A 24,955-nucleotide genomic window follows, 5' to 3' on the forward strand; every position below is an offset into this window, starting at 1 on the left:
ATAATATTCTAGGATTAGAAAACTAATAAAAAATTGGAAGGTGCAACCCTTCCAATTTTTTTTACATCTTGACTACAAATAAGTTACTCAAACTATAATCTCTTTTCTGATGAAACCATCAATTCTTTGTAGCCTGTTAATGCTTAGTTTTTTATTTTTCACAAGTTGTAGCAAAGAGGAGGAGAAAACGACCTTCAAAAATAAATTTGAAATAAATATAAATGGAGCTAATTATAAATCTATAAATGAAGATATTTATGGAAACGAAAATTGTGATAATATTTATGTAGGAGCATCTTATGCTAATGAAAATGGCGAAACGCTATTTCATATTAGGTTTCAAATTTCTAAGACAGGTCATCTTATTGAAGCAAGATATGAAGAGTATGCTACTCTATCAAAAAACTCTAACTACATAAACATTTTTTTAACACCTAATTTCAATCCATTAGCAACCTTCAACATTTCAAACTTCCATTATGAGCCTATTACCGAAGAGGTAGAATTTGATTTTGATGGAACAGTCTATTATGCAGATGATAATTCTATTTCTAGGAATATATCTGGTAGTATGCAAGCAACGTCCTTAAAGAATATAGATTGTTCTGTTCCAAATACTGGACTTGAATATTTTTCTTCTGAATTGAATTTATTTAGTTTTAATAATAGTGCATCAGAATATGATAATGGCTTACAGTTACACCGTTTTTTTTCCAACAATGGATTCCGTGTTTACTTATCTCTTTCAAAAGACTTGTGGCTACAGAATTCTGACGAAATTACTTTTGATGAAAATACTTCTTTAGATAGAGTAGATTTTTTTGAAACTATAGGTGATTTAAAAGCTGACCACTTCAAGCATATCAATGAACAGGACTGGAAGACTTATAAAACAAGTGGAAAAATTATTATTGAAGAGAAATATGTAGAAAAAGGTAGAAATATGGTGCGTGGAAAACTTAATATACTAGTAAAAGACAATGGAAAAATAATATATAACCTCAACGGAATAGAATTTAGAACAAGTAGCTTTGAATAATCAGTCTTGCCGTTGCTGGTGTCTTACCAATAACGGCATTTCATCATCTAAAACTCATAACTCAAAAAGTAGCTAAAACCAAGATTTACTGGTTTATCATTTTGTCCGAAGCCTGCAATGGTAGTAGGCTTAAAAAGTGAGTCGTTGGGCTGACTTACTCGCATTCTGATTCTGAACAAATAACTCATATAAAAATGAGATAAAAATCCTTTTCTAGCCAAGTTTACTTTCATTCCTGTATTGATTTCTGCCCAATGGAAAGTGAGGTTGTCTTCTGAAAGATTTCTAAAGAAACGAGTACGGTCATTTTCTACAGCTTCCAAATCCCAATAACGGTCATCGACATCATAAAATAGTTTATGAGAAAAATTAGCAATCCCATATCTTGCTCCCAAAACTATCGCTTCTCTGTCTAAAAGGCGATGTAAAACATTGTATTCTACACCAACACTGCCATAAAACCCAGTATTCTGATATTGAAAGAAATTAGCAACACCTACATCTTGTGTAGAAAGAGCGTCTCCATATCCACCTTCCAATACAGCAAACCAAACATTATTTAGTGTAAACTCTGCATTTCCATTGAAACGTAAAATATTGAAATTACGAACATTATTGAAGAGCGACCAAACATCGGCACCCACACGCAAAGAAACAGGCGTATATTTTACAGGAGGTTTGGGTTCTTTTTTCTTCTTGACTACTATCTGTGTCGTATCTGTTGGAGTAGTTGTTTGTGCAACTCCAATATTTGTCATTCCTAGAAAAAGACATACAATACAAAAAGTCTGAAAAAGCGATGTATAATTAATTTTCATTTGATTTATTTTTGTCTTTATCAATTCTTATTTACTGTTCTGTGAGCCACAGAACAGGGATAAAACCTTACTCCTGCCATGGTTGGTGTCCCTACCGATGATAACTAAACTATCTGATTATTTTGATATGAGGTAATGGATTATCATCATTGATTTCTTTGAGTTCTGGTCTCAAAACTTCTATATCCGTAAAGGTACTATAAACAATTTCTAAATTTGTAATAGCTTCGTCATACCCACAATCTGGAGGCAAAACCTCAACATCTACTTTGTATTTCATTATCAAAGTATCTTGAACCGTATCACGCACAGCATTTATAGTTCTGTATTTATAAAAAACAAACATGGTAGAATCTGCACGAGTAAAAATAGGTAATTCAAAGACCCTTGATTTTGTAGTTGAGTCATACAAATCTGTTGGCATTAGTTCGTTAGTGCGAGTAAAAACACCCACCACTCTATTAAAACTTGTGTCTATAGCTTGTGTACTGGCTTCATTAGCATAAAACGAAACGGCAGCAAACTGCACATTATCACTCACAAAAGTACAGTTTTCACAACTAGAGAGAAAAAATGGCAAAAATATAATGCTATATAAAACCTTTACTAAATATTTTGAACGAAATTTTGACATAGAATCAAGTTTAGAATGATTTGTAGCCACAAAAGTAACAAAGACTTTCCGAACTCTCTCTAAAGTCGTTCTCTAATTTTATTTTTTTATAGAATCCTAAGAGTTAGTAGCAATTTTGTTTATTCAAAATCTACCTCTCTAACGTTTTTATTTGTTCTGAGTCTCTCTACTTGATGTCTTAGCTGATTTCTAAGTTCATTTCCATTTTTTATTCCTTTTATAGAAAGATTAGGATTCGTTCGGTCAGAAGAAGTAATTTCAATGATAGAAAGTCCTACCAAACGTTGTAAAAATGGCTCTACTAAGCGAATATCTTTTACTCTATACAGCTCAATTTCATCAGTTGTGCGTGTCAATATGCCTTTTTGAATGATTAAACGTTCAGTAGTAAGTGTGTATTTTAAGAAACGGGCATCAAAGATGGTAAAAGCAATTATACTAGCAGGAACAACCATAGCAGCTATTAAAAGAACCCAAAACGTGGTATCTAACTTTGGATTTTGTACGCCAGCCGTCCACAAATAAATTATCAGAGTAGGTAGTGTTATATCCAAAATTACCCAAAAGATAATTTTTTTGATATGCAAAAGCCACGAAGGCGAACCACTCCAAATAGTTTGCTCTGAATGTTGAGTATTTGAATTATTTGCTGGATTTGGTGTATTCATAGTATAAAAAGGCTTTTTTTGGTGAAAATTAAGACAGAATAAAATATCTTTGTAGTTGAATTATCTAAACTACAAAAAAATCATAGTTAAATAAATCTGTATAGCAGGCTTCTAGCCTGTGAAAAAAGAAGAATTTTAAAAAATACGTTTTAAGACCAGTCTGGAAGACTGATATACATAAAAAAATGAAGTAACACTTTGTGTTATACGTTTGAAACAACATAAAAGATGGGTAGAAAAAAAATGGAGCGTTTTGCAGAAAACCTAGAACGCTATAATGTATTACAAATTGAAGATGAAAATTATTTAAAGCTAAAAGGAAATTGGAACAAGATACATTTTCCAAGTTCGCAGCCTATTGTTTTGGAACTTGCTTGTGGGTATGGTGAATATAGCGTAGGACTAGGAAAAGTATATCCCAATAAAAATTTCGTAGGTGTAGATGTAAAAGGTGACAGACTTTGGAGAGGAAGCACGGAAGCCTTGAAAAACGATTCTCATAATATTGCTTTTCTTCGTGCAGAGATACAAAAACTAGATGAGTTTTTTCAGGAAGATGAAGTTAGTGAAATTTGGGTTATCCACCCCGACCCACGCCCAAAGAAAAGAGATAGAAAACGCCGTCTGACAAATTCTCGCTTTTTAGATATGTATAAAAAAATATTGAAAAAAGGAGGAACTGTTCATCTCAAAACTGACGACGATGGACTGTATGACTATACCTTAGAAGAGCTTTCTAAATACAAAATTAAAAATCTGCTTCTAACAAGAGATTTACATAACTCTCCTCTCTATCCAGAGCATCATGGCATCTTGACACGCTATGAAAAACGAGCGCAAAATCAAGGGTTGAAGATAAATTATTTGCGTTTTGAATTTGAGGATTAAACCTATAAGGTTTTCAAAATCTTATAGGCTTAAAATAACTATTCGTTTTTCAGCAGTTAAAGCAGAATTAGGTGATTATTTCAACATTAAGTATTTTTCTAAATCAAGATTTTGCAACTTAGGTAAATCAATACTAAATAATTCAGCTTGAGATTTTAAAGTAGTCAAAGAATCATAATATCCCATTATCTGCCCTATGATGTAGTCTTTATCATCTTTTTCACAAGAAGAAATTTCTTGTTCTAATTCAGATAATTTATCTAGTTGTAAATCAATAAAATCATCTAGGTAATTTTTATAGTTACTAGTATTCATGTTACTTCTCTTTTAAAATTCTTAATATGTTTTACTCCACCTTTGTTAAGGTTTAAACTACTCTACAAATATTTTCTTAGTACCCTCATTCCCTGCAATATTCGGAAAATACATAAGTTCTACACTAGCAGGATTGAGCGTAAAGACACCAGAATAACGTGGTTCTAAGACAATTTCAAAAGTATGTGTTCCGACAGGAATTTGAGTACAGAAAATAGCTGTTTTGTGTTTGAACTCTTCTCTGTACGTTTCTATGCCTCGGTAATAGTAAAAATAATTTTGACGAAACGAATACGGATTTTTTCCATACACACAACTGGCAGGTATTGGCACTTCGATAGCAACATATTCAGATTGCTTTGTTACAGTTAGTTCAACAGTAAGAGTAAGTTTTTTTCCTGCTTCCAAATAGACAGAGTCTAGTTTTTCCCTTCTCCCATCTTGCTCTAAATAGGTTTTGATTCGGAAACTTCCATCTATTTTTTGTTTGGGTTTTTCTTCAAAATATTCTTGCGAAAGGCTTATAAAAACAGGTAAACTTCCCTTTTTAGAAATTTCATTTGGTAAATCACTTTTGGAGAAAGAAGCCAATTTTTCAGCTTTCCATTCTTTTCCACCCCAAAATAATTTAGTTTCAAAATCATTATCATCACTTTGAGTTTCAGATTTATTTTTATTTAAACTATACTCTTCTTCAAAATCTAGTAAAATAGTGGAAAGAATGCTTGCCGATTCGTGTGTATTTCTCCAATAACCATTCTGATTTCTTTCTTCTAAAAAATACTGACGAACTTTTGCCAAATCAATACCCAGTTTTTCAAATTCTTTGGGTTTAGTTTTTTTAGCGTCTCTCAAAATTTGATAGGCTAAGAGTGTAATCTGATTGTTGTTTTCAAAAAGTGAATAATATCTCCAGCCATAATCCCATTCTTTCCAATATATTCCATCAAATTGAGTTTGGTTTCTATTCATTTTCAAAATATCTAAAGAATATGGCAAATCATAGAGTTGTCTAAGACGGATAATAGAAAATAAACTATACAGCGACTTCAAATTTTGCTTGTTTTCATAATATTCTAAAGAATCAGCTATATTTTCTGCCTGTTTTTTATAGGTAGAAATTAATTTTTTATTAGTTGCTAAACTTCTGTACAGGCTTGCTTTCTGATACAAATATGGAACATACGTATCTTTAGCTATCGCTTGTTCTGCTTTTTGTAGTGTTTCTAGTGGAATGTCAAAGCCTTTTTCTTTGGCATCATACAATACACCATAAATATAAGCTGTCATCAAAACATTTGGAGCTGACGACTCCCACCACCCCCAAAGTCCGTCGTCGTACTGTGCCTTTACAAGTTTTTTAATGAGCTTTTCTAGTTCTCTTTGCTTGTTTTTTTCAAAAGGTTTGCCTAGTTTTTCCTTGATTTCTTTTTCTAAAATATAGGCTTTTATCTTTGAGGCTTTTTGTTCATTACAGGCATACGCATAATTTTGAATATTCTCTAACTCCAAAACCATCGCTTCTAAAATATTATCCTGTACAGTAACTTTTACTGGATTTGCAGATGAAAGAGAATCCTTGAAAGCTGATAGGTTGAGCGTCGTGTCGCCTTCCAAAATAGCAAAAAAGCCTCTTTTTTTGAGTAGTCCTTTTCTATAAATAGGAATTTTTCGTTCTTCTCCATCCGTATAAATTTGTCCTGCTTTCAAATTAGCATTCATCGCATAACTGATTTTTAATGAATCTCTGAAAATGCTCAAAGAATCTGAATTTTTATCAGAACTGAAAATAGAATAGTCTTTTGCCTTAAAACGAAGCGAATCGACATACGAAAACAAAACATGTTGGCTTCTACCTTCCAATTTTTTATCATCCAAACTAAAAAATGTCGTCGTACTGACAGAATCACTGCTGTATGAATTTATCTTTCCAATCACTCTGACAGAATCGCCTTCCAACAAAAAACGAGGCAAGGAAAGTTCTGCTGACAGCGACAAAAAAGAGTTGGTTTGTGTGAGTGCTTGCCCATTTTTCCACTTTTTCCCATAAGCTATGGCAAATGTTTTCCAAGAAGTGATATTGTCTGGAAAAGTCGTCATGAAACTTGCCTTTCCATTTTTGTCTGTTTTGAGTGTAGGTTGCCAGATAGCATTGTCTGTAAAATAATTTCGTAACGCTTTTTTCTTTTGAGGAGCAGCATCAATTCCATCTATTTCTGGATTTTCTAAGGTAAATGAATTAAAATTTAGTGGGATTCCTATATTTTGAATTTGAACACCTGCTACCTGCCCTTGTAGAGCTGTTATGTCTGCGCTATTGACAACACTCACAGAATAAGCCATACTGCTTTTTTTCTCTGCTGCGTACCCTGTAACTACAACAGACTCTAAAGCCTCTGTACCTTCATTCATTTGTACTTCCATGTGTGCTGAAGTTGCTTCTCTCTCCTCTATGCCGTAACCTACATAGCTAAATACCAATGTACAGCCAACGGGAGCGTAGAGCGTATAATTTCCTTCTATATCCGTAGTTGTTCCAATAGTTGTTCCCTTCGCCATTACAGTTCCACCTGGGAGAGCTTCTCCATTTTCATCGGTTAGAGTTCCTGTATAAGTTATCATTTGAGTAGTGGCATCAATTTTAAAACTGGTATAATCAAACTCTTTTTCTTTACGCTTAGAAGGAGCAAAAACATCATATTGCTTTTTCTCTTTTGTTGAACAGTTTATTCCATTTTGTGAAATATCAATTTCAATAACTTGATTTTCTTTGACTTCTACATTTTCTACTTTATCGCAACCCACTTCTTTATAAATGACCAATACAGTATAAATTCCTGATGGAAGTTTTCCCTTGAAAGGAATCATGTTTTCAAATCGGTATTCTTTTTCAAACTCTGTACTGGTAGAATCTGTATTTTTAAAAATAACTTCCTTCCAACGTTCACTTTTCAAAGTCAGTTGAGGAGTTTTCCAATTGTAAATGATAGGCTTGTGTTTTCTTCTTCCAAAATAAGCATAACCAATAAATGGAAAAGCATAATTAGCTTTAGTAAATTCTTTTGTGCCTATTCCAGAAACATATTTTGAAGTAGGGAAAAAGTCAGATGCAGGAATATTATGATTTTTAATAAACCCTTTTTCTTCATCAAATTCATAGCGCACAAACGGCTCAAAGTTTAGAGGATAAGATAAAGTAGTGTCGTTGGTCGTTTTACGAAATACAAAACTTCCTTTTTGTATTAACGGATATTCCCATTTATATACATAATCATTTCCTTCTCTTTTAGATTTAGAATAAATAACTTGTTTTTTCCCATTCTGCTCTAGTATAGCGTTGCTATTGCTATAATAATTTCCATTAGTTTGAAGGATAACTTTGTGAGCCCCCAACATCATTTTTTCCTCATCAGAATATTTTCTTTCTACTGATTTTTTGGAAACATAATTAGGCAAGTTATCCAAATCATACGATAAGACCGTTAAATGATTTTTTGGAATGGAAAGGCTATCTATCGTAATGATATAGTTTTCTGTTCGGATTTCTAACTTATGCTTTCCTTCGGAGAGTTCGATATGGTAGTCTTGATTTGGTGTTATGGCTGAATAAAAAGCTAAACTATCATCTATTTTTATCCACGTAATGCCGTCTTTTTCGCTAGGAAAATGTAAGAGTAAAGCTCCTTTCTTTCTGTTATGTCCTGCTTCAAACGCTGTAAAAAGTCTATGGTTTTGGTCTTCTATTCCATTTACTCTTGCAAGTTCTCTTTTCATTTTTGAGAGAATAGAATCATACGCAATAGAATATCTAAATCCTTCTTTTTTTGGAAATAAAAAGTCGTAATACATTACAGAATCTAATCCAAAACGAGTTTTCCAATGTTTATAACTTCCCAAAAACAAATTATTTCTCATATCAGTATCCAAGTCGATATATTTTTCCCAAAAACGTTTTTTCTTAAAGTTGAAACCTGATTTGTAGCGTGCATTAAGAAGAGGTTTTGTATGCTCTTCAAACTTGGAATTGGTAGAAACAACGGTTACATCAGCATTTTTTACTGGACGATGTTTGTAATCCTTCACACTAACCGTAATTTCTTCTTTGAAGGAAGGCGAAGTAACCAAAGGCGCATCAATACCAATAAAAAGTTGTTTTTTGTTTCGCAGGAAAGCATTCTGGTTCTCATATACTTCTGCTCCATAAGTATAAGCTGTTTGCAAAACGTAGGGTTTGTTCGCTTTGTCTTTTATTGCTATTCGGATAACAGAATTAGAATCTACTTTTTGTAAAATCAGTTTATTTTTCTGAAAAAGACTATAACGAACGGCTGCTTTATGTGGATTCTGAATAGTCAGAAGCAGAGAATCTAGGCTATAATTTCCCATAACCTCTAAGCTATTGGGTACATTATGCGTTTGTGTAAGCGTGATTTCTTCGCCGTGTAGTTTTGTTTGGAGAGCAAAATCAAATTTGGTAATGGTTAGGTTAGTGCATTGCTTGAATGGAAATGTGATAGAATCTTGTCGTTGCACTTCTTTCACAAAATCTGCATTAGTTTTATAATTTCGAACGACGATTCCTTTTTTTGAAACAGTATCCTTTCCTTCCTTATAAACAGCATACACAAAACCGTCCTCAAAACGAGTTTCTAAGCTAGGAATTTGCGTAAAATGATGGTATTCAACAGTTTTTTCCTTTTCTTTGGTTTCGTTGTTAGAGTTATGTAAAGTTACTTTGAGTTTGTAAGACAAATCGGCCGCAGGAAAAATAGAATCTGGAATTGTGATGAGAGTTTCTCCAAAAGGTTCAAGTTTTTGTTCGTGTTTCCACAGGTTTTTGTATTTGTATTGTTCTAAAGAAGGTTCATAGGTGGTGTGAAAGTCAGCATTTGTCAAAGCAACGGTTACTTTTCCATCCAAAATATTGAGATTATTAAAATCTTTTGCTGAAAGGCGTACTGAAAAAGGAGTATTTCTATACTGCTTCTCATCTGAAAGTTTCATTTCAAAATTTTTGATATTGGGTAGAAAATAATCTTGATATTCAAATTTTGTAGCTACCAAAACTTTTCCTTTTTTATCCTTCAAAACAAGTCCTGCAAACTGCCCTAATTTTAAACTTAACGAATCAGAAAGCACAATTTCTCCCTCAAAGCCTCCTTTTCGGTAGCGTTTAAGGGTCATTATTTTTTTGTGTGTGGTAGTGCTAGTAGAGATAAAGACATCTACTTCTTTTGATTTGATAGGTTTTCCTTTTCTAGCTGCCAGATAACCTTTAAAACGAAGTGTGTCGTAAGGACGATATTTTATTTTGTCAGTCAAGAAATATCCCCATCTGTTCAACCCACGAAAATAAATGCTATTATTTTCTTCTTTCTTTTTGAAAATATTAGCAAAAAAACGAACCAAACGGAGGTCAGTAGCTTCACCATAACGTATCACATCTACAATTTTTTTACCTTGACGATATGGCACAATCCAAAAGTATTTGATAGGAAAACTATAAATAGCTTTTTTATAAAATGGAGGTCTTCGGTGTCGGTAATCGTATCTATATTCTCTTTCTGCATAGAGGAACCACGTTTTGCCAGCATATTGTATTTCTAAACTAGCATCGTCTTTTTTATTTGGTAGTGGATAATGTTTAAATTGTTTATTGTAGGAAATTTCAATTTCTTTCTCTCTAAGTGTATTTTCATTTTCCAAAAATGCCTTTACTTTCAAGTCAGCAAGTTCATTTCCCAAAGAGTCATAGACAAGAAGCCAAGAATGATGAGCATTTTTTTGCAGCACTACATATAAAGGGACAATCGTAACGAGTTTGGTTTTTAAGAGGTCTTCTTCTGTCCAAACTATTAAGTAATATCCATATTCTGATTTTTGAGATAGTTCTAATTCATACTCTTTTGTGTATGCGCCTTTGTACTTTTTAGACAAATCAATAGAATCTACTAAAGTCAGATGGTTTTGAAGTTCAGTAAAATCTTTATCTAAGATATTACGAGTAGAATATGTTCCAAATTCGTCTCCATCTGTTTTGAATTTATAGACTAAGGCAAATTTGCTATCAGTTCGACTTTCAGATAAAAGTTTGTTTTTTGAAGTAGTTTGAGCAAAAGAAGTTTGAAGAAATGATGTAAAAAAAGTAAAAAGTAGAAGTAAAAAGTAGTTTTGTTTCATAGTGAGTAGTTTTTTATCTTAATTTTGTTTGAGATTATTATCTATTCGTGAAAAAACTGAAATACGTTGCAATAAATGTTAAATTCATTTTACCTGTCAAAGTCAATCTGTTTGAACTACATAGTTTTTAAATAACCCTTCATATTCTAAACTCTTCCATCAAAATTTGTATTTATGTTTTTACCTCAACTTTTAAAAAATTATAAGGTCGTTTTGGGTTCTGGCTCGCCACGTAGAAAAGAGCTTTTAGCTTCTATGGATATAAATTTTGAGCAGCGTGTCAAAGAAGTCAATGAAGATATTTTACCCTCTTGGAAAACCGAAGAAGTAGCTCAAAAACTAGCAGAAAAAAAGGCTCAAGCACAGCAAAAAGAACTACAACAAGATGAAATTCTGATTACCTCTGATACGGTGGTTGTTATTGATGAGAAAATACTTGGAAAACCTCAAAATACGGACGAAGCAAAACAGATGTTAGCACTACTTTCTAATAAAAAACATTTGGTAATCACAGGAGTTTGTATTTGTAGTAAAGATAAGTTACATAGCTTTTCAGACACTACAGAGGTCTTTTTTAAGGAATTGAGTGAAGCAGAAATTGATTACTATGTTCAGCATTATAAGCCTTTTGATAAAGCAGGTTCGTATGGAGCTCAAGAGTGGCTCGGAATGGTAGGCGTAGAGAGAATAAATGGCAGTTATTTCAATGTGATGGGATTGCCTGTCCATAAATTATACAAAGAGTGGTCTTATTTTTTATCTTGAATAGCTTTGTTTGTTCAAAATCAGTCTTCTAGCTTGCCGTAATTCGTGGTAAAAAGATACGATTAATCAACTTTACTATTTTTATTCTAATTGATTTACTATAAAGAAAAATTGTTATAAAAAACAACCATATAAATACATATTTTTTTTAAATAAAAACAGTTGAAAAACTGCAAAAAATACACAAATTGCCTTTATATATACATCAAATAAAAAAATAAAATTTGCAAAAATTACGAAAATAAGCGAATTTGCAATACATAGAGTAGTTTTGATTGCTGCTTTCTTAAAAATATCCTATCTGTTATTTCTTTAATAAAATAAAATATGCCTTTCCAAAACCAACTATATGGTATATTGGGAATGTTTGTGTATCTTTTAGTAGTACTTTTTGTCCCTTCTTCGTATGCCTTTCCCCAACATCATACGACTTTGGGCGCAACTCCACTAGAAAACACCTTCCAAAATGCCCTTACTCTTTTTGAACAGAAGCATTATGAAGCTGCTCAAAAAACTTTTTCTTCCTATTTAGATGCTACTGGTTCTGATTTGTCCCCTCAACAAGAAATCAGTCAAACGCTAGAAGCCACGTACTATATTCGTCTGTGTGAACTCTATTTAAAAAAGCCTTATTCAGAACGCAACAGTGTCGAATTTATTTCTACCTACCAACATACGTATTTTGCCGACAGACTCACACTTGCTTTAGCCAATGCTTTCTATGAAGAAGGAAATTATCGTAAAGCTGCCTATTACTATGCTTCCTTAGAAAAATCTCGTCCTACTGAGCAAGAAGAATTGGAAATCAATTTTCGCTTGGCATATTCTTATTTTAAAATTAGAAGAACAGACAAAGCGCTTCGTACTTTTTCATCTCTACAATCGAAAAACAATGAATACTATGCACAAGCAAGTTATTATGTAGGATTTATTAATTACGAACTCGGAAACTTCGAAAAAGCCATTGAAAACCTTACTAAAGCAAAAGCAGATAAAAAATATGTAGAAAGTTCCAACAAACTCATCGCACAATCTTACTATGGCTTAAAAGACTGTGATGGATTGAGCAATTTTCTCTCTTCTATTGCACAAGAAAAGCATGAGGTTGAGCTTTTTTATTATGCTGCTCAATGTGCTTATCTCAACAATGATTTTGATTTAGCCTATGAGTGGTTTGGTCGTTATAAAAGAAACAGCAAACAGCTTTCCGATTCGGCAGCCTATCAATACCTCAATACGCTTTATGAAACTGAAAAGTACGACGAGTTTTTAGATTATGAGATGTCTTCACTTGCTGGTGGAGAATACTACTCTCCTATTTTGCTGATGAAAGCTGGTATTTATGAGAAAAAAAATAATTATAAAAAAGCAGCAACAGTTTATGATGAGTTAGCAGCCTATAACCCATCGGGAGCAGAAAAAGCATATTTTTCTAAATTAAAAAATCTGTATTTGTCAGAAGAATATGAGTTCCTGTTTTCAGAGAGCAAAAAATTTGAAGAAAAATTTCCTCAAAGCGATTACTTGCCAGAGGTTATTATGATTACGACAAATGCTCTAACGATTGGGAAGGATTTTCAAAGTGCAATGAACTACCTCAAAACTAGAGATAGTAACAAGAAAAATATTAGAAAGAATGAATTAGATAAGATGTATGTAAACTTAGCCTTAGAAGCTATAAAAAAACTTTTCAATCAGTCTTCTTATGATGAAATGAGAGGTGTGATGAGTGAACTTAGTAATACCGTTTCTATCAATGATTCTCTTCAAAATTTCATTCATTTTTATACTGCTGAAGCACTTCTTCAAGAGACTAAAGTGGGAGAAGCTGAAAATATATATAAAAAGATTCCTGTATCAAGTCAGTTTTATGCTGATTCAAAATATGGATTAGGAGTAATCAATTTTAATAAGGCGAGTTATAGCAGCCGAGCCAAACAAGATGCACTGACCTTTTTAGAAGAATATTTAAAATCTTCAAGAGAATTGGTGGTAAAGGAAAAAGCTGTAGATGCTCTTACTCGTTTGGCGACTATTTATGCTTCAAATGGTCATAACCAAGAGGCTGAAATAAATTTTATGAAAGCTCTACAATTTGGAGATTATGAAGTTGAGTACATTAACTTTTCTTTAGGACAAATTTATTTTGTTCAAAATGATTATAACAAGGCAATAGAACGTTTTGATTTAGTAATGCAAACGCCTAATTCTTTGTATGCACAATACTCACAACTTATGAAAGCCAAAATCTATGAGAGCAAAAGTGAGCGTAAAAAGGTTATTCTGCTTCTCAATGATTTTATTAAGCGTTATCCTCAAAGTGAAAAATTAGCAGAAGCTCTGTACAGCCGTGGAAATGCTTGGAACGGACTGGGAAATAATAAGAATGCTATCAATGATTATACTGCCTTGATTAGTAATTATCCTACTTCTGAAAAAGCAACTCTAGCCTTGAACACATTGGAAGATTATGCAGATTTTGGTATAACAGTAGGAAATATAGAAGAACTTAGAAATATCTATGCTAGTCATAATTCTAGTTACAACCTAGATGCTGTTACCGTTTCTGGTTCTGGGCTAGGGGAAGGTGTGAAAGAAGATTTTGAAATAGCTTTCAAACTTTATAAGAAAAATGAGTTTTCTGGAGCTATTGCAAGATTTAGAGACATCATAAGCAAAAATGATATTGCAGGAACAGCTTATTACGACCCCATTTATTATTACTTAGGAAAAAGTTACCAATATTATGGAGACAACAACCAAGCAATAAAGAATCTACAACGAGTAGGAGGAAAGATGCAAACAGGTGCGTTGTCAGATATGGGAGATATTGAATTTGGAAGAGGAAACTACAACAGTGCCATCACACATTATAAAAGTTTGGAAAAAATTGCTCCTAACGACGATATGCGTATGTTGGCGTGGGAAAACCTTACCAAAACCTATGCTCAACAAGGCGATTATGCAACAGCAAATAATTATCTAGCCATTATTAGAAATAAAAAAGCGTTGGCAAACAATGATTTTGTCAGACTATATGAAAATAAAATTTTGGCAGGACAAGAACAGATAGACGAAGCGATTGAAGGACTTTCCAAATTAGGAAACGACAGACAGGCAAATCCAAAATATGCATCAGAAGCTCTTTATGAACTTGCAAAACTTATGCACACGATTGGAGACACACAAAGCGCAAAATCTATCTTACAAGATTTGAGAAAAGAATTTGCTGAGCAAACAGAAGTACAAGTAAAAGCAAATAAATTGGCTCTTTTGCTTGATTAAAATATACTAACCAATGCAAGTTTGTTGTCGATGTATTTCGACAACAAACTTTATGAAATATTATCCTAAAACACACTAGCTTTATTTTACCTATGAAAAAAATAGCTACAAAAAAACACTTTATTTGCTTTTCTATATTTCTCACAATACTTTTTTTATTAAATTTTGAACAAAAATCACTAGCCCAAAATCAAGCTGAATTAGAACAAGAAAAAGTAGAAGTAAATAAAGTAAACGAGTTTGAACTGATAGCCAAACCTCCTGTCAAAACAAAGGCTAAAGTTGCTCCACTTACTGTATTAAAGATTTCAAAAGACGAAGAGGTAGATTTTAGCAAGACAATAACCTTTAGTCGCCTCACTTTTAGAGATATTCCAAACGAACTTGCTCCAACCATTCCAAAAGAGCTTAAAGGAAACTATGTAAAGGCTGGGTTTGGAAACTATATCACACCTTATTTTGAAGGTTTTTATAGCCGTAATTTGAATGAGAATAATAAAGTTGGTGTTTTTGCTCATCATCTTTCCTCAATGAATGGCATTGTTGATAAAGAAAATTCTGCGTATGGAAATACAAATGTTTTGCTTTTCTCTGAACACACAAAAGAAAGATTTATCTTGTCTTCTTCTGTCAATTACAATTTAGAGAGAGTACATTATTATGGCTACAATTCAGATATAGAAACTCCAAATAAAAAAGATATTCAACAAACCTATCACAGATTAGAAACAAAGTTAAACCTTATTTCTCTTCCTAAAAAAGACGAATTGGGAGAAATTAGTGGCAGCAAATTAGGATATAAATTTTCAGTGGGTTTCAATTATTTTGATGCAATTAATGATGTGAATGAGTGGCAAATTCCTGTTTTAGGAGAAGTAGTGTACTCATTTTCTGAAAAATCAAACTTAAAATTTGATACAGAGTTTAACCAAACACAGCAGAAAAATAGCATAGCTCTCCAAAACAATACACTTACAAATAACCGAACACTTGCCAGTTTAACTCCTTCTTACAATTTTAATTCAGATAATCTCACAATGAATGTAGGGGCAGGTGTAGCATATAGTTCAGATTCACTTTTAGAAAATAGCACAGAGAGTAATATCTTTTTTTATCCAGCAATAAACATTTCATATCAACTCAAAAAAGACAAATTTTGGCTCTTAGGAGAAATTGGTGGTGGAGTAAAACCTCAATTTTTGAGTATGCTTACAGTTCAAAATCCATTTTTGGCTTCTGTTCAGCCTCTTAGCCATACATTTTCACAGTTAGATGCTAGTTTTGCTCTTCAAACTAAATTTCATAAAAACGTAAAAGCCAATGCAGAAATAGGCTATGCAATGTATGACAATATGCCATTTTTCACACCTTCTTTTTCAGAGGTTTCGAAATTTAATGTTGTTTATGACAATGTAAATATATTGCGTACAGGTGTTTCGGCAGCTTATCAAAAGAGCCAGTTTAATGCTCGGCTTTCAGCGAACTACTTCAATTACTCACTTACAGACTTGAAAGTAGCACATCATCGTCCAGATATTCAAACGAGTATAAATATTAGCTATATATTTTTTGATAAGCTAACAACCGAACTTTCAATGATACAGCTTTTCGGATTACAAACTCAAAATAGTGTTGGTGAGACTGTAAATTTAAAACCTATCCATGACCTAAGCACGAAAATTTCTTACAGATTTACTGAACGTATTTCTGCTTTTGCCAATGGTTATAATCTCATCGGACAAAACTATGAACGTTTTATTGGCTATCCAAACAATGGAATTACAGTCGTTGTGGGAGGAAAATTTATTTTCTAATGAATAGTGTCGTTATTGGTGTCCTTACCATAGTAAGGGTATTTATTGTCTTGCGTCTAAAAACTGGTGTAGGGTTCGCTCCTACGGAGCTTATCAAAATACCAATTTCTATAAACTACCTATGGAATGCCCTTACAGGGCTATTTGTGAGCCTCTTTAGAGGCAAACCGTTGGTAGAAATAGGTGTAAGAGAGTAATTTAAGTTCCGTAGGAACGAGCCGTTGTTTATATTAAGACACATTTACAGAAAAACAGATAGCCTTACGGCTATTATGTCCTTACCAACAACGACAAAGTTACTTTTGAATAATTTTTAAGTAGTTAGCTGGTATAATTTTGTTATTTTCAAAAGCTAGTGCAATTTTATAAAAAGTTGAATTTTAACTTTGTCAAGGGTCTTTTCGAAGAAAAAAACAGACCTTGACAATAGTTTTTATAAACTAAATTGTACTACTCAACTACTTAATTATTCATTTTTTAGTAACTTATTTGTCTTTCTTAACTTTAGAATTAGCACGAATACGGAATAAGATATAAACAGGAACAAGGAGCAAAATAGCATATACATCCCATCCCATATCTTTTCCTTTGCTTCCCAAATTGATAAAAATATAGCTTACTCCTCCTAAGAGAGCAATCAAAACAAGGATAGACATATTTCCAAAAAGGGTCTTGCGCTTGTCGCTTGCTCTTCCAAACGCCCCCCTCAAAACAGAATGTTCTTGATTGTAACTACTCATTTCTTCAGCTTCTTCTTTGGCTTCCTCTTCTTCTAATTGTTTTAGTCTTTCTTCTGCTTCTGCCCAACGTTTGCGCTTATCTAAATCTTCTTTTTTTGGATTGTAATAACGAGGTTGGAAGTCAAATTTTTTATGTTTGGGCAGACGTGTTGATTTTTTGAAAAGCATATTCTATATAATTTTTACTGCAAATACAGCTATCAATAATTATCTATTTTCTCTAAGTATAACGTTCAGAATCTTGAAAAGTAACATATTCTTACAAAAATACAATATCTCTATCAAGATTAAAATTAAATGGCTACTGCATCAGTTCTGCTAATTTTTCAATCGTTTTCCAATTTCTTGTAGTAGCTTTTGTCTTTAGTTTCTTTTCAAAGAAGTTATTGGTCAGTTTAGAAGTATGGTATTTACCTTCGCAGAAAACAAAAACATCTTTTTCAATAACTTCAAATTTGTCATTTATCTTCTCTTCAATTTCCTCAGCCTTTGCAATATTTTCAGTAGTTGGAATATCTCCTAAAAACGTAAGATGAAGGTGGTTAAGCAACTCTAATTTATCTTTTTCAGCCTGAATAAAAGGATTAGAAGACTGAATTTTTAATAACTCTTCTCTTGTTCTGATAATTACTGGAACTTCAAAACCATATTTTTCTAAAATAGCTTGTTCTATTTTCTTTGTGATTTTATTTTCCTCTATATCCGTTTCAAAAATAACATTTCCACTCTGAATATAGGTTACAGGGTTTCGAAAACCTAAATTTTGATAAATCTCTTTTAAGTCTTTCATCAAGATTTTTCGCTTTCCTCCTACATTGATGCCTCTCAAAATGGAAATGTATGTTTTCATAGAATAGTTTTTACTATAACCAATAAATTGTTAGCTCATAATCTTCTACTTTTTTTCATTTCTAGCCCAAAAAGTGAAGAAGATACGTTTTATTATTCGCTGCTTTATTAAATAACTGTCTTAAAGAATCAAACCCTTCTTCAATATGCAGTCGATTATAAGCTTTATGCTTTGTTTCTTCGTTATGCCACATTTCTGGATAAATACCATTGTCATTTAGTTCTTGTGCATCATATAGAGATAAAAAAGTTTGCTTATTGACTTCACTTAGTATCTCATTGAGAAAATATACTCTCTTAGGAGGCAAATATGAAATAGCATTATCTTCAAAATCTAAGCTATCATCATATTCACCTTCCAACGAGGCGAAAAAATCTATAATACTTTCTCCTATGTGTTCATTCGGATAAAAAACTTCTGAAATATATTCCTTATACTGATTGTCAACCACCTTTTGAAGAATAAATAAAACTCCCTCAAAGTTTCCTTCAAAAAAAGCAGAATCTGTTGTCATTGATTCTTCGAAACTTGCAGGATTTTTTGCCAGTTGCTCAAATTTATCCTCACTTATTTCATATATTCCAATTCCTTGTCCCATTCTGTTTTACTTTTTTGATAAAATATTTATGTAATTAACTTTTAAAACCTATTACTCTACTTCACCACCTCGTCCATCACATCACTCACAACATAATAGCGAGGGTCATCAATAGAGCGTTCAATAACTTTCTCAAATTTCGGATTTGCCTTTAATAAAAGTGTAATACATTCTTCACTTAAATGTGTAAATTTAATTTCCTTTCCTAAATCCAAATAACGATTGGCTACACCTCTCAATGCTTCAATGCCTGAATGGTCGCTTACTTTAGATTCTATAAAGTCAATCTCTACTTTGTCTGGGTCAGTTTTTGGGTCAAATTTAGAACTAAATGCCTGTGTAGATCCAAAAAATAAAGGCCCCCAAATTTCATAGACTTTTGTCCCATCTTCTTTGATGCGCTTTCTAGCACGAATACGAGTGGCATTTTCCCAAGCAAAAACTAAAGCCGACATAATCACTCCTACAAAAACGGCAATCGCCAAATCTTGCCACACCGTAACAGCCGAAACAGTTATCAAAACAATCGCATCAGAAAGAGGAATTTTATGAAGAATACGGAAACTACTCCAAGCAAATGTCCCTATCACTACCATAAACATCACACCTACGAGCGCAGCAATCGGAATTTGCTCAATCAGTGGCGCACCAAAAAGTACAAAACAAAGTAGTGCAATAGCAGCTACAACCCCAGACAAACGTCCACGACCTCCAGATTCAACATTAATAATAGATTGTCCTATCATTGCACAGCCTCCCATTCCACCAAAAAGACCGTTTAAAATATTTGCTGTTCCTTGTGCTACACATTCACGGTTTCCACTTCCTCTAGTTTCTGTAATTTCATCTAACAAATTCAATGTCATTAGCGATTCTATCAAACCTACGGCAGCCAAAAGAAATGCAGTAGAAGCAATAAGTGTCCAGTGGTCTTTCATTGTATAAAACAGAGTAAAAATCTGATTTTGAAAAGTTGGTAAAGAACCTTCAATTCCAGTAGATTTTCCTCCACTTCCCTCTACTACAAAAGATTTTACAGTACTGACTTCTAATCCTCCAAAAATAGTAATGGCAGCTACTACCACAATTGCCACAAGCGCAGAAGGAATTTTTTTAGTCAGTTTTGGTAGTCCAAACATAATTCCCATCGTCAAAGCAACTAAAGCAACCATAATGTAGAGTTCATTTCCGTGTAACCAAACCTTTTGAACTTCATCACCAACCATTATTTTCTCCTTAAAGAAGTCTATCTGAGCTAAAAAAATCACAATCGCAAGTCCATTTACAAAACCCATCATTACAGGATGAGGAATCAGACGCACAAACTTACCCAAACGGAACACTCCAGCCAAAATTTGAAAAACTCCCACCAAAAGAAGCGTTATAAAAAGCCATTGTAGGCCTAAGTAGTCATTTGCCATTCCTAAGGTTTCTCCCACTTTATTTCCTTCAATAATCAAGTGGGTACTCACAACAACAGCAGCCATCGCACCTGTCGCTCCAGAAATCATCCCAGGTCGCCCTCCAAAAATTGCTGTAACAATTCCCATCATAAATGCGCCGTACAGACCAACAATAGGGTCAAGTCCAGCTACAAAGGCAAAAGCAATCGCTTCTGGAACAAGTGCCAAAGCTACAGTAAGTCCAGAGAGAACATCATCTTTAGGATTTTGAGTAAAGGTTTGAGAAAAATTTTGAGTAAAGTTTTTGAATATCGAAGTCATTTTAATTTATAGTTTAAACACACGACTGTGCGCTTGTACGATTATATTTCAGAAAGTTATCTAGTTGTAGCTCTGTGTGATGAGGTCATTTTTTTTGAGAGTGCAAAGGTACGACTTTTAAAATTGAGGTAGGGTATAAAGTCAATAAAAAATCCATTCCTAAACAGATTAGAAATGGATTTTAAAGAAATCATTAAACTATTTGATTTAGACTTTTAAGTAAATAGATTGAATCTCTATATTGGAATCTTTTCCTGTGATAGTATATTCAGTAGTAAAAGAAGACTTATCCTTAAAAAAGTATTTTCCATTATGTCTATCTAACCTGCAAATGTGTTCTGTACCAATAAAACTATTTTCACTTTCTAATGGAATAAGAGTTTGAAATAGCTTTCCTTTAGTAACTCCATCATCTAAGAAAATATGAATAGCATTGTTTTCTAAGAAATAAACATATTTTCTTTGAAAGTTTATCTGTTTTGAACTTTTAGCTAAAAGTAAAATACCTTTTTCTTGATAGAATAATTTGTTAGTCTCTGCTTTTGAAACTACAAAAGAAGCATTCCCCCTTGCAGTATCTAAATTTTGAGTCTTTCTATCATAAATTTTTCTCTCAAAAGACCAGTTTCCTACCAAATTATCAAAGATTTCTTTTAAAAACATATTACTTCATGTATTTTATTCATTCTAAAGAACGAGCTACATTAATTTTCATTCTTAAATGCCTGACGTGGCTTTATTTGAAGAATTTGGAATAACTCTTTATCCGATTTATAATCTGGATTTGGCGTTGTGAGGAGTTTGTCTCCAGCAAAAATAGAGTTTGCACCTGCCAAAAAGCAAAGAGCTTGCTCTTCTACACTCATTCTGACACGTCCAGCCGACAAACGAACCATTGCTCTAGGCATAATAATTCTTGCTGTCGCTATCATTCTGACCATTTCCCAAACCGAAACTTTTTCTTGCTCTTCTAATGGCGTTCCCTCAACAGGCACAAGTGCATTTACAGGCACAGATTCTGGATGCTCTGGAAGCGTTGCAAGCGTATGAAGCATTCCTATACGGTCTTCTTCTGCTTCTCCCATTCCGATAATTCCACCCGAACAAACTGAAATTCCACTCTTACGAACATTTTCTAACGTATCCAAACGATTAGAATAATCTCTAGTACTGATAATTTTGTCGTAATATTCTTCGCTCGTATCCAAGTTGTGGTTGTAAGCATAAAGCCCTGCATCTTTGAGTTTTTGGGCTTGTTCTTCAGTAAGCATTCCAAGCGTACAACACACTTCCATTCCCATTTCGTTAATTTCTTTAACAGCATCAACAACTCTGTCAAACTCTCTTCCGTTACGTACTTCTCTCCAAGCTGCCCCCATACAAAAACGTGTACTACCAGATTCTTTGGCTTCTTTAGCTTTTGATATAATTTCTTGATTTTTTAAAAGACGGCTTGCCTCTACGTCAGTATGATAACGTGCAGCCTGTGGACAATACGCACAATCTTCTGGACAGCCTCCAGTTTTGACAGACAAAAGCGTACAAACCTGTACTTCTGATGTTTCATGAAATTTACGATGAACACTTGCTCCTTTATAAATCAATTCTAATATAGGTGTATTATAAATTTCTGCAATCTCTTGGCGTGTCCAATTCGTCTTGATAAGATGTGCTAGTGGTGTTTCAGACATGTGTGTATATTTTTATATGAATGAGTTTTTAAATTCTAATTTATAAGAGATGAAAACCAATAAATTATTTTTTCATAAATCACAAACTATCGATAATAAATCATAACTGACTTCGCAAAGCTATCAGTTATCGTAACTGCTTTGATAAATCGTAATTTTTAATTCGTAATTGACTTTGTCGTCTTTCAGTTCGTAATTATTTCTCAAGTTACGCAAAAATAAAAAAAACAATTCCTAAATAAGGTTTCTGTACTTAAAATCCTTTTAAAATAGCCTTACAACAGGCTTTATTTTGTGTTTTTTAGAAAGGATTAAAAATTTGATAAAAAAAGACTAAAATCTATAAGCAAAATTGTGAAATCTTTAAAGATTAATTTCAATAATTACGAAATACATAAACTTTAATTAATTTCATTAAAAAATTTGCAACAAAAGAATACTTTCCTTTACTTTGTATCATCAGAAAGGGAAAAACGTTATGAATTTGTCAAAGCAATTTTCTCTAAATAATAAGATAGAATAAGGCAAGACAGAAAAGTTTGCTTGTCTAATTAAATAAAAGTAGTAATCAATAAAAAACGAACAGTAAAAAAATGATGCAGTCATTTAAAACTGGAAACTGATAACTGCTAACTGAAAATGTAGGATGGTGAAATTTTTGGCAGCCACGCCCCTCGGTCTCAGGGGTGAAGGTTTTGGGATAAATCAAATGACTATTCATAAATAATCATCTGACTAACTACTTCGTGAAGGTTCGAGTCCTTCTCCTACAGCTAAACAAGTAAAAAAAGTTTGCTTGTCTAATTAAATAAAAGCAGTAATCAATAAAAAACGAACAGTAAAAAAATGATGCAGTCATTTAAAACTGGAAACTGATAACTGCTAACTGAAAATGTAGGATGGTGAAATTTTTGGCAGCCACGCCCCTCGGTCTCAGGGGTGAAGGTTTTGGGATAAATCAAATGACTATTCATAAATAATCATCTGACTAACTACTTCGTGAAGGTTCGAGTCCTTCTCCTACAGCAACTATTAAAAGGCTTTTAGGTAAAAATTACCTAAAAGCCTTTTTTGATAAAAAAAATATTACAATTATTCATCTGATTATCAACAGATTAAATTTTTATCTTAACTTTTTATTAAAAAAATATGGAGTAGAGTTTGCATATTCAAAAAAAGAACGTACCTTTGCATCGCACTAAGGGAAACAAAGACACTTCAAAAACAAAATATTTTTTTGATTTTGAACTAAAACTTTCCAAAAGTTGTAGTTGGTGTATCAGCCATCAAAAAATAAAAATGGTGATGTAGCTCAGTTGGTAGAGCGTCGGACTGAAAATCCGTGTGTCGGTGGTTCGAGCCCACTCATCACCACAAAAGTCATATTTTAGAGTAAATTTGGCTTATAGCGAGAAATAAATAAGTGTATTTCAGATTAGAAGTAGCTTACAAAAGTTTATTTACCAAGTATTTATATAATTTACATTATATGGGTACTTGGTTTTTATCTTTATAGGTATCTCATATTTAAAGAGGTATCTTAATTAAGAACTTCAACCATTCCAAGTTTTGAATGACATTTACTAATTGTTAAACATTCAAAATAAAGTAAATGGTTATTAAAAAATTTAATCAGTTGCACGTTAATTTCTTTGCACAAAAATTATCTTCTGGCAGACTGTCCATTAGGGTCAGAATAACAATACAAGGACAGAGGCAAAATATTGTTACTGGAATTGTGATTGATGAGCAAAAACAATGGAATAACCCTACAATCCGTTATCATAAGCAAGCAAAGCAATATAATGATAGGCTTACGATAATTCACAATAATATTTTAGAGTGTTTTAACCGTTTAGAGAATTTAGGTCAAGAACCAACAGCTCTCATGGTTAAAGAAACATACAAAGGGAAAACAACACCTCCTATAACTGCTTTACAAATAGTTTATGATTACTTAGAAATCAAGAAACAGGAAAAAATAAGCGATAATACATTAGAGAAATATGATGTATTATGTAGAGATTTTGAAGCCTTTTTGATAAAGAACAACCTCAAAACCCTTTCTGCAAACGATTTTAAAAAAAATCACGCATACGACTTTTTCCTATATTGCAAATCAAGTCCAATTTCGGGCAAACCTAATTCAGATTTAGTTGCAAAACGTAAAGTATCTGCAATAAAAACAGCTTTAGAAATAGCCTTTGATAGAGAAAAAATACAGAAATACAATCTAGGTTCTACTTTAAGGGATATTAAAGTCAAGAGAAAAAAAGAAGAGATTATTTTTCTTACACCAGAAGAAATACAACGACTACAAAATAAAAAAAACTTAGTTCAGCGTCTTGAAGAAGAAAGAGACGTTTTTTTGTTTCAATGTGCTACTGGACTTGCTCATTGTGATGTTGTTTTGTTTAATCAAAATCCACACACAAAACTCATCAAGAGAGATGTGCAAGATTGGATTTTCTTTACAAGAGGCAAAAATGGTAAACGTATAGAAGTCCCCTTATTCTCTACAGCTAGACAGATTTTGGAAAAATATGACTATGTTTTACCAATAAAATCAAATGGAAAAAGAAATGCTTATCTAAAAGAGATAGCAGACCTTTGTAGAATAGATAAAAACCTTACCACCCATGTAGCTAGACGTACATTTGGAACAATTTTACTTTGTTTCGAAAAAGTAAGTCTGCCTGTGGTTTCTAGGTTATTATCTCACTCCAGTATTTCAGTAACTCTTAAACATTATGCTGCTATACTTCCAGATTTTGTTGTAAAAGAGGTAAAACACCTACTGTAATATGATGAATTTATTTTGTGTACACTCCCCCTCTGTACACTTTTTTACACAAAAAAAGCTACATTTTTTCAAACATAGCTTCTTCATCTTTTATACTCTTCTATCATAGGTAGTAACTACTGTATCTGGATAGAAATAGACCA

At 32.8% G+C, this 24,955-nt stretch carries 18 protein-coding genes and 1 tRNA gene; 8 read left to right on the plus strand and 11 right to left on the minus strand.

Translation table 11 applies throughout. The features are described 5' to 3' along the window. The first annotated feature begins 109 nt into the window (after positions 1-109). Entirely contained in the window at positions 110-1,039 is a 930-nt protein-coding gene (locus tag QZ659_RS08605) for a hypothetical protein (RefSeq protein ID WP_291724944.1), read from the plus strand. Between the two features lie 47 nt (positions 1,040-1,086). Here QZ659_RS08605 and QZ659_RS08610 read toward each other — a convergent pair whose 3' ends face one another. The 3 genes from QZ659_RS08610 to QZ659_RS08620 form a co-directional block, all read right to left on the minus strand. After that, a complete protein-coding gene (locus tag QZ659_RS08610) occupies positions 1,087-1,857 on the minus strand; it encodes a DUF6048 family protein (RefSeq protein ID WP_291724947.1) in 771 nt (256 codons plus the stop codon). Between the two features lie 109 nt (positions 1,858-1,966). Further along, positions 1,967-2,491: a DUF6452 family protein gene (locus tag QZ659_RS08615; protein ID WP_291724950.1), complete on the minus strand. Its 525-nt coding sequence runs from the start codon at positions 2,489-2,491 to the stop codon at positions 1,967-1,969. 119 nt (positions 2,492-2,610) lie between these two features. Then, positions 2,611-3,159, minus strand: a complete 549-nt coding sequence (locus QZ659_RS08620) for a PH domain-containing protein (protein WP_291724953.1) — start codon at positions 3,157-3,159, stop codon at positions 2,611-2,613. Positions 3,160-3,387: 228 nt separating this feature from the next. Between QZ659_RS08620 and trmB the strand changes: the two genes are divergently transcribed. Next, a complete protein-coding gene (trmB, locus tag QZ659_RS08625; RefSeq protein WP_291724956.1) occupies positions 3,388-4,047 on the plus strand; it encodes a tRNA (guanosine(46)-N7)-methyltransferase TrmB in 660 nt (219 codons plus the stop codon). Positions 4,048-4,122: 75 nt separating this feature from the next. On the opposite strand, the gene QZ659_RS08630 is transcribed toward trmB, so the two are convergent. Both QZ659_RS08630 and QZ659_RS08635 read right to left on the minus strand, forming a co-directional pair. Continuing rightward, positions 4,123-4,362: a hypothetical protein gene (locus QZ659_RS08630; protein WP_291724959.1), complete on the minus strand. Its 240-nt coding sequence runs from the start codon at positions 4,360-4,362 to the stop codon at positions 4,123-4,125. 57 nt (positions 4,363-4,419) lie between these two features. Further along, positions 4,420-10,542: a carboxypeptidase-like regulatory domain-containing protein gene (locus QZ659_RS08635; RefSeq protein ID WP_291724962.1), complete on the minus strand. Its 6,123-nt coding sequence runs from the start codon at positions 10,540-10,542 to the stop codon at positions 4,420-4,422. A 174-nt stretch (positions 10,543-10,716) separates the two neighbouring features. Here QZ659_RS08635 and QZ659_RS08640 point away from each other — a divergent pair, with 174 nt between their 5' ends. The 4 genes from QZ659_RS08640 to QZ659_RS08655 all read left to right on the plus strand — a co-directional run bounded on the left by QZ659_RS08640 (position 10,717) and on the right by QZ659_RS08655 (position 16,603). Next, positions 10,717-11,307: a Maf family nucleotide pyrophosphatase gene (locus QZ659_RS08640; RefSeq protein WP_291724965.1), complete on the plus strand. Its 591-nt coding sequence runs from the start codon at positions 10,717-10,719 to the stop codon at positions 11,305-11,307. 327 nt (positions 11,308-11,634) lie between these two features. Further along, positions 11,635-14,592 carry a tetratricopeptide repeat protein gene (locus QZ659_RS08645; RefSeq protein ID WP_291724968.1) on the plus strand — a complete coding sequence of 986 codons (2,958 nt, stop codon included), beginning with the start codon at positions 11,635-11,637 and terminating at the stop codon, positions 14,590-14,592. Positions 14,593-14,684: 92 nt separating this feature from the next. Continuing rightward, a complete protein-coding gene (locus tag QZ659_RS08650) occupies positions 14,685-16,406 on the plus strand; it encodes a hypothetical protein (RefSeq protein ID WP_291724971.1) in 1,722 nt (573 codons plus the stop codon). Further along, positions 16,406-16,603: a hypothetical protein gene (locus QZ659_RS08655; protein WP_291724974.1), complete on the plus strand. Its 198-nt coding sequence runs from the start codon at positions 16,406-16,408 to the stop codon at positions 16,601-16,603. The genes QZ659_RS08650 and QZ659_RS08655 overlap by 1 nt, the downstream gene beginning before the upstream one ends. A gap of 288 nt (positions 16,604-16,891) precedes the next feature. Here the strand turns inward: QZ659_RS08655 and QZ659_RS08660 are convergent, their stop codons facing one another. From QZ659_RS08660 to bioB, 6 genes are all read right to left on the minus strand, one after another. Then, positions 16,892-17,314 carry a hypothetical protein gene (locus tag QZ659_RS08660; protein ID WP_291724977.1) on the minus strand — a complete coding sequence of 141 codons (423 nt, stop codon included), beginning with the start codon at positions 17,312-17,314 and terminating at the stop codon, positions 16,892-16,894. A 133-nt stretch (positions 17,315-17,447) separates the two neighbouring features. Next, positions 17,448-17,996, minus strand: coding sequence for a DUF1697 domain-containing protein (locus tag QZ659_RS08665; RefSeq protein WP_291724980.1), 549 nt, complete (start codon positions 17,994-17,996; stop codon positions 17,448-17,450). 61 nt (positions 17,997-18,057) lie between these two features. Next, on the minus strand, positions 18,058-18,594 hold the full coding sequence (locus QZ659_RS08670; protein WP_291724983.1) for a DUF1877 family protein: 537 nt from the start codon (positions 18,592-18,594) through the stop codon (positions 18,058-18,060). A gap of 56 nt (positions 18,595-18,650) precedes the next feature. Beyond that, a complete protein-coding gene (locus tag QZ659_RS08675) occupies positions 18,651-20,318 on the minus strand; it encodes a SulP family inorganic anion transporter (RefSeq protein ID WP_291724986.1) in 1,668 nt (555 codons plus the stop codon). A gap of 207 nt (positions 20,319-20,525) precedes the next feature. Then, complete coding sequence (locus QZ659_RS08680; RefSeq protein WP_291724989.1) at positions 20,526-20,981, minus strand: DUF6314 family protein; 456 nt, start codon at positions 20,979-20,981, stop codon at positions 20,526-20,528. 41 nt (positions 20,982-21,022) lie between these two features. Continuing rightward, positions 21,023-22,009, minus strand: a complete 987-nt coding sequence (bioB, locus tag QZ659_RS08685; RefSeq protein WP_291724992.1) for a biotin synthase BioB — start codon at positions 22,007-22,009, stop codon at positions 21,023-21,025. 1,301 nt (positions 22,010-23,310) lie between these two features. Between bioB and QZ659_RS08690 the strand changes: the two genes are divergently transcribed. Continuing rightward, a tRNA-Phe gene (locus QZ659_RS08690) sits at positions 23,311-23,383 on the plus strand. Positions 23,384-23,621: 238 nt separating this feature from the next. Then, the gene (locus QZ659_RS08695) at positions 23,622-24,812 is read left to right on the plus strand and encodes a site-specific integrase (protein ID WP_291724995.1); all 1,191 of its coding nucleotides are present in this window, start codon (positions 23,622-23,624) and stop codon (positions 24,810-24,812) included. Positions 24,813-24,955: the final 143 nt, after the last annotated feature.

Source organism: Bernardetia sp., assembly GCF_020630935.1.
Lineage (GTDB): Bacteria > Bacteroidota > Bacteroidia > Cytophagales > Bernardetiaceae > Bernardetia.

Bases quoted from the DNA above. Each gene is read 5' to 3' on its own strand.
- QZ659_RS08665 (WP_291724980.1), bottom strand. From the start codon at position 17,996: ATGAAAACATACATTTCCATTTTGAGAGGCATCAATGTAGGAGGAAAG.
- QZ659_RS08660 (WP_291724977.1), bottom strand. From the start codon at position 17,314: ATGCTTTTCAAAAAATCAACACGTCTGCCCAAACATAAAAAATTTGAC.
- QZ659_RS08675 (WP_291724986.1), bottom strand. From the start codon at position 20,318: ATGACTTCGATATTCAAAAACTTTACTCAAAATTTTTCTCAAACCTTT.
- QZ659_RS08635 (WP_291724962.1), bottom strand. From the start codon at position 10,542: ATGAAACAAAACTACTTTTTACTTCTACTTTTTACTTTTTTTACATCA.
- trmB (WP_291724956.1), top strand. From the start codon at position 3,388: ATGGGTAGAAAAAAAATGGAGCGTTTTGCAGAAAACCTAGAACGCTAT.
- QZ659_RS08630 (WP_291724959.1), bottom strand. From the start codon at position 4,362: ATGAATACTAGTAACTATAAAAATTACCTAGATGATTTTATTGATTTA.
- QZ659_RS08645 (WP_291724968.1), top strand. From the start codon at position 11,635: ATGCCTTTCCAAAACCAACTATATGGTATATTGGGAATGTTTGTGTAT.
- QZ659_RS08670 (WP_291724983.1), bottom strand. From the start codon at position 18,594: ATGGGACAAGGAATTGGAATATATGAAATAAGTGAGGATAAATTTGAG.
- QZ659_RS08620 (WP_291724953.1), bottom strand. From the start codon at position 3,159: ATGAATACACCAAATCCAGCAAATAATTCAAATACTCAACATTCAGAG.
- QZ659_RS08695 (WP_291724995.1), top strand. From the start codon at position 23,622: ATGGTTATTAAAAAATTTAATCAGTTGCACGTTAATTTCTTTGCACAA.
- QZ659_RS08605 (WP_291724944.1), top strand. From the start codon at position 110: ATGAAACCATCAATTCTTTGTAGCCTGTTAATGCTTAGTTTTTTATTT.
- QZ659_RS08610 (WP_291724947.1), bottom strand. From the start codon at position 1,857: ATGAAAATTAATTATACATCGCTTTTTCAGACTTTTTGTATTGTATGT.
- QZ659_RS08650 (WP_291724971.1), top strand. From the start codon at position 14,685: ATGAAAAAAATAGCTACAAAAAAACACTTTATTTGCTTTTCTATATTT.
- bioB (WP_291724992.1), bottom strand. From the start codon at position 22,009: ATGTCTGAAACACCACTAGCACATCTTATCAAGACGAATTGGACACGC.
- QZ659_RS08640 (WP_291724965.1), top strand. From the start codon at position 10,717: ATGTTTTTACCTCAACTTTTAAAAAATTATAAGGTCGTTTTGGGTTCT.
- QZ659_RS08680 (WP_291724989.1), bottom strand. From the start codon at position 20,981: ATGTTTTTAAAAGAAATCTTTGATAATTTGGTAGGAAACTGGTCTTTT.
- QZ659_RS08655 (WP_291724974.1), top strand. From the start codon at position 16,406: ATGAATAGTGTCGTTATTGGTGTCCTTACCATAGTAAGGGTATTTATT.
- QZ659_RS08615 (WP_291724950.1), bottom strand. From the start codon at position 2,491: ATGTCAAAATTTCGTTCAAAATATTTAGTAAAGGTTTTATATAGCATT.